The organism is Cupriavidus sp. R6-3, from assembly GCF_059772245.1.
On the sequence record NZ_JCBAJO010000303.1, the window covers coordinates 1 to 4,634 of the forward strand.

The following is a 4,634-nucleotide window of genomic DNA, read 5'->3' on the forward strand; positions in this document are numbered from 1 at the left end:
ATCAGCAGATTGGGCAGCGTACCGAGACCGAAGGCCAGCATCACCAGCGCGCCCGACGCCGCGCTGCCGGCCAGCAAGGCCAGCGCGAGCGCGGCGTAGACCATGCCGCAGGGAACCAGTCCCCACGCAAGTCCGGCGGCATAGCGGCGCAGCAGACGCCGGCTGGTGCCGTGCGGAACCGGCCCCGCGTCCTGCCGCGCGATGGTCCTTCCGCCCCAACGCGCCCAGGCTGCCGCCAGACGCCGCGCCACGGCGTTCACACCCGGCGCCTTCCCCACCAGTTGCGCGCCGCCCAGCGTCCATAGTCCGGCAAGCAGCAGGCTGGCGCTGCCGACCGCGAACAGCGCGCGCTGCACGGGCAGATACTGCGTCTTCCACGCGGTCGCGCCCACCGCGCCGAGCAAGGCGCCGAGCATTGCGTACGCACTCAGGCGCCCGGCATGCAGCACCAGCAGTTCGCGGACCCACGCCGCGCGGCTGCGGTACAACGACACCGGCGCGGCCCGCCGCGCGTCATCGCCTTCGAGCACCAGCGCGATGCCGCCGCACATCGCCGCACAGTGGACACCGCCCAACAGCGCCAGCAGAAACACGCTTGCCAGTACGCCGATTGCCATCTCACGCTCCCCTCGACGGGGAGCAGCACGGTAGAATGCCCGCACGCTTGACGCCCATCGCGATGCCGATGGCAACTCCCTCCTTTCGCGCGGATTCCAATTGCTGAACGCCATCCCCCTCAACGACCAATCGACCCGCTGCTCCACCTGCTCGCTGGGGCAGCTGTGCCTGCCGATCGGCATGTCGGCGCAGGACGTCGAAAAGATGGACACGCTGGTGCAGGAACGCGTGCGCGTGCGCAAGGGCGAATCGCTCTATCGCCTCGGCGATCCCCTCGACGCGGTCTATGCGATCCGCTTCGGCACGCTGAAGACCCACGTGACGATGGAAGACGGCCGCGCGCAGATCACGGGCTTTCATCTGCCGGGCGAAGTGGTCGGCTTCGATGGGCTGACCGAGATGCGGCATGCGTCGGACGCGACCGCGCTCGAAGACACCGAGGTCTGCGTAGTGCGCTACAACGAGATCCAGACGCTGTCGGCCTCGTTGCCGTCGCTGCAGCACCAGTTCATGCGGCTGATGAGCCGGGAGATCACGCAGGACCAGATGATGCTGATCACGCTGGGCTCGATGCGCGCCGAGGAGCGGCTGGCGGGCTTTCTGATCAGCCTGTCCGAGCGCCTGTCGGCACGCGGCTATTCGCCGTCCGAGTTCGTGCTGCGCATGAGCCGCGAAGAAATCGGCAGCTATCTGGGCCTGAAGCTCGAGACCGTCAGCCGCCTGTTCTCGCGCTTCGCCGAAGCCGGGCTGATCCAGATCCGCCAGCGCCACGTCAAGCTGGTCGACATGGACGGCATCCGCCAGCTGCTGGGAAAGACGGCCTGCTGAAGCCCGCGCGGCGATGGCGCTGGCGGCCGCCATCGCCCACATTGGCCACATTGCCCACATCGCCCACATTGCCCGCTTTGCCCCCATTGCCAGCTTTGCCTCCGTTGCCAGCTTTGCCCCCGTTGCCAGCTTCGCCCCCGTTGCCGGCTTCGCCCCCGTTGCCGGCTTTGCCCCCATTGCGCGCTTCGCTCGCATCGCCGGCTTCGCCATCGCCCTACTCCAGTTCGTCGGCCGCCGACATCGGCGACGACATCGGCGCCAGGATCGACGCCGGCAGCATGCAGAGCGTCAGCGCGCTGGACAGCGCGCACACCGCCCACGCGACGGCGAAGCCGATCGTATAGACCGCGCCGTGCGACAGCTCGAGCGGCCGTCCGAAGACCCGCAGCTCGCGCGGATCGATCAGCGAGAACACCAGCACGAAGGCCACGGCCGCGCCGACGAAGGCGGGCCACAGCACCCACATCAGCCAGCGCGCCTTCATGGCCGCGCCACCGCGTGGGAAGTCACTGCGTCGCGCGCGTGCCGCGTGGCGACCGCCGCTGCGGCCGTCGTTGCGGCCTCCGTTGCAGCCTCCGTTGCGGCCGCCGTTGCAGCCTCCGTTGCAGCCTCCGATGCGGCCTCCGTTGCGGCCGCCGTTGCAGCCGCGGTTGCAGGCGCCATTGCAGCCGCCATCGCAGCTGCCGGCGTCACCGCCCCCGCCGGCGTCGCCGCCTGCCGGATCACCAGCCCCTGACGCACCACGCCGTCGACGATGGGCCGATCCGCGTGCTGCATCGCGACCCAGATCGTCACCGCGCAGCCCATCATCGCCAGCGCCGGGCCGCTGATCAGCAGCCACGGCCACGGTTCCTTCCACCACGGTTTGCATTGGGACATGTCGATGCCTCGTCAAGGTTGGTCGGGAATGATGAAACGGGTGGACTGCCGCACCTGCACGCCACTGGTGTCCGTGCCCGTACCCGTGCCCGCGCCGGCTTCGGCCCGCGCGCCGCTGACCACGATGTCGACCACATGGGTGCCCGACGCCGCCTGCTCCAGCGGCACGCGCAGCCGCAGCGGCAGCAGCCGGTTGGAGGTTGGTGCCAGATGGCCGGCGCCGCGCTCGTACTCGACCGACAGTCCCGGCAATCCCGGACTTTCCGCCGCGATGGCGATGTCCATCTCGCCTTCGGTGGTGTTGATCAGCTGCAGCCGGTAGACGTTTTCGATCCAGCGCCCTTCCACTTCGCGCGCCAGCGCCTGGCGGTCGCGGATGATGTCCACCTTCAGCGGCGTGCGCACCGCCACCGACCAGACGAAGCCGCCGACCAGCGCCAGCCACAGCACCGCATACAGCACGATGCGCGGGCGGATCACGCGGCGGCGCGCGTTGGCCGCCGACAACGCGCGCCGCATCGCGTTCTCGGACGTATAGCGGATCAGCCCGCGCGGATAGCGCATCTTGTCCATGACCTGATTGCAGGCATCGATGCACGCGCCGCAGCCGATGCACTCGTACTGGAGCCCGTCGCGGATGTCGATGCCGGTCGGGCAGACCTGCACGCAGATGCTGCAGTCCACGCAGTCGCCGATGCCCAGCGCGCGCGGGTCGGCCTTGCGCGAGCGCGAGCCGCGCGGCTCGCCGCGCTGCGCGTCATAGGTCACCACATAGGTGTCCTTATCGACCATCACGCTCTGGAACCGCGCATAGGGGCACATGTACTTGCAGACCTGCTCGCGCATGAAGCCGGCATTGCCCCAGGTGGCGAACGCGTAGAAGCCGATCCAGAACGTCTCCCACGGCCCGGTCGACAGAGTCAGCACCGCCCTGCCCAGCGCATCGATCGGCGAGAAGTAGCCGACGAAGGTGAAGCCGGTCCACAGCGCGATCGCGATCCACAGCAGATGCTTGGTGGCCTTGACGCGCAGCTTGCGCGCGGTCCAGCGCTCGCCGTCGAGCCGGATGCGCGCGATGCGGTCGCCCTCGACCTGGCGCTCGATCCACAGGAAGATCTCGGTATAGACGGTCTGCGGACAGGCATAGCCGCAGAACAGCCGTCCGGCGATCGCGGTGAACAGGAACAGCGACAGCGCCGAGATCACCAGCAGCACGGCCAGGTAGATCACGTCCTGCGGCCACAGCACCAGGCCGAACAGATAGAACTTGCGCGCGCCCAGATCGAACAGCACCGCCTGGCGGCCGTTCCATTGCAGCCACGGCGTGCCGTAGAACACCAGCTGCGTGGCCAGCACCATCGCGACGCGCCAGCTGGCGAACGCGCCGGTGACGGCGCGCGGATAGATCTTGCGCCGGACCTCGTACAGCGAGGCCTCGGTCGAATCGATGCCGGGGGCGTTCATGGCTGTCCTCGCAGTGGCCGCATGGCTGACCCGTTGCCGCAAGCGATGTCCATCACCGCCCCGCGGCCGGCATCGTGCCGGTGTCGGCGGACAAGCCCCACACATAGGCGGTCAGCATGCGGATGCGCTCGGGGCTCAGGATGTCCTCGTGCGCGGGCATCCGGTTGTCGTGGCCCTGCAGGATCGCCTTGACGATATTGGCCTCGGCGCTGCCGTGCAGCCAGATCTTGTCGGTCAGGTTGGGCGCGCCCAGCGCCTGGTTGCCCTTGCCCGTGCCGCCGTGGCAGGCGACGCAGGTCGTCTTGAAGACCGGCTCGCCGCGAGCCGCGCGGATCGGGTTGAAGGCGAGCCCCGACAGCGAGCGCACGTATTGCGCGACATCGCCCGCGGCCTTCTCGTCGATGACGGCGGCGAACGACGGCATCACGCCATGCCGGCCCTTGGCGATGCTCTGCATGATGGTGGCGGGGTCGCCGCCATGGAGCCAGTCGCGGTCGGTCAGGTCGGGAAAGCCGCGGCTGCCGCGCGCGTCCGACCCATGGCACTGCGCGCAGTAGTTCAGGAACAGCCGCTGGCCGATCTCGCGCGCCTCGGGATCGGCGGCCACCTGTTCGATCTTCAGGTCCATGTACTTGCCGTACACCGCCTGCTGGCCACGCAGCGCGGCCTGCCGCTGCGCCGCCAGCTCGCCCTGGCTGGTGAAGCCCAGCATGCCGCCGTACGCGCCCAGGCCCGGATACAGCACCAGATAGCCGAGCGCGAACACGCAGCTCAGCAGGAACATCCACATCCACCAGCGCGGCAGCGGGTTGTTCAGCTCGCGCAGATCGTCGTCCCAGACGTGG

The 4,634-nt window shown here is 69.0% G+C and carries 5 protein-coding genes and 1 pseudogene; 1 reads left to right on the forward strand and 5 read right to left on the reverse strand.

Annotation, left to right across the window (positions count from 1 at the left end; all coding sequences use genetic code 11):
* A partial coding sequence (locus AC6EI8_RS24415; RefSeq protein WP_498383115.1) for a sulfite exporter TauE/SafE family protein occupies positions 1 to 617 on the reverse strand: 617 nt, incomplete at its 3' end.
* Between the two features lie 100 nt (positions 618 to 717).
* Here AC6EI8_RS24415 and fnr point away from each other — a divergent pair.
* Positions 718 to 1,446 carry a fumarate/nitrate reduction transcriptional regulator Fnr gene (fnr, locus tag AC6EI8_RS24420; RefSeq protein WP_149319116.1) on the forward strand — a complete coding sequence of 243 codons (729 nt, stop codon included), beginning with the start codon at positions 718 to 720 and terminating at the stop codon, positions 1,444 to 1,446.
* A gap of 214 nt (positions 1,447 to 1,660) precedes the next feature.
* Here the strand turns inward: fnr and AC6EI8_RS24425 are convergent, their stop codons facing one another.
* The 4 genes and pseudogenes from AC6EI8_RS24425 to ccoP form a co-directional block, all read right to left on the reverse strand.
* Entirely contained in the window at positions 1,661 to 1,930 is a 270-nt protein-coding gene (locus AC6EI8_RS24425) for a hypothetical protein (protein ID WP_149319117.1), read from the reverse strand.
* Between the two features lie 206 nt (positions 1,931 to 2,136).
* Positions 2,137 to 2,325: pseudogene (locus AC6EI8_RS24430) on the reverse strand (FixH family protein); the annotation flags it as partial.
* A gap of 12 nt (positions 2,326 to 2,337) precedes the next feature.
* Entirely contained in the window at positions 2,338 to 3,789 is a 1,452-nt protein-coding gene (gene ccoG, locus AC6EI8_RS24435) for a cytochrome c oxidase accessory protein CcoG (protein WP_226108696.1), read from the reverse strand.
* 52 nt (positions 3,790 to 3,841) lie between these two features.
* The coding region (gene ccoP, locus AC6EI8_RS24440; RefSeq protein ID WP_498383116.1) for a cytochrome-c oxidase, cbb3-type subunit III at positions 3,842 to 4,634 on the reverse strand (793 nt) is incomplete at its 5' end.

Coding starts and splice junctions, on each gene's coding strand:
- AC6EI8_RS24425 (WP_149319117.1), bottom strand. CDS start 1,930: ATGAAGGCGCGCTGGCTGATGTGGGTGCTGTGGCCCGCCTTCGTCGGC.
- ccoG (WP_226108696.1), bottom strand. CDS start 3,789: ATGAACGCCCCCGGCATCGATTCGACCGAGGCCTCGCTGTACGAGGTC.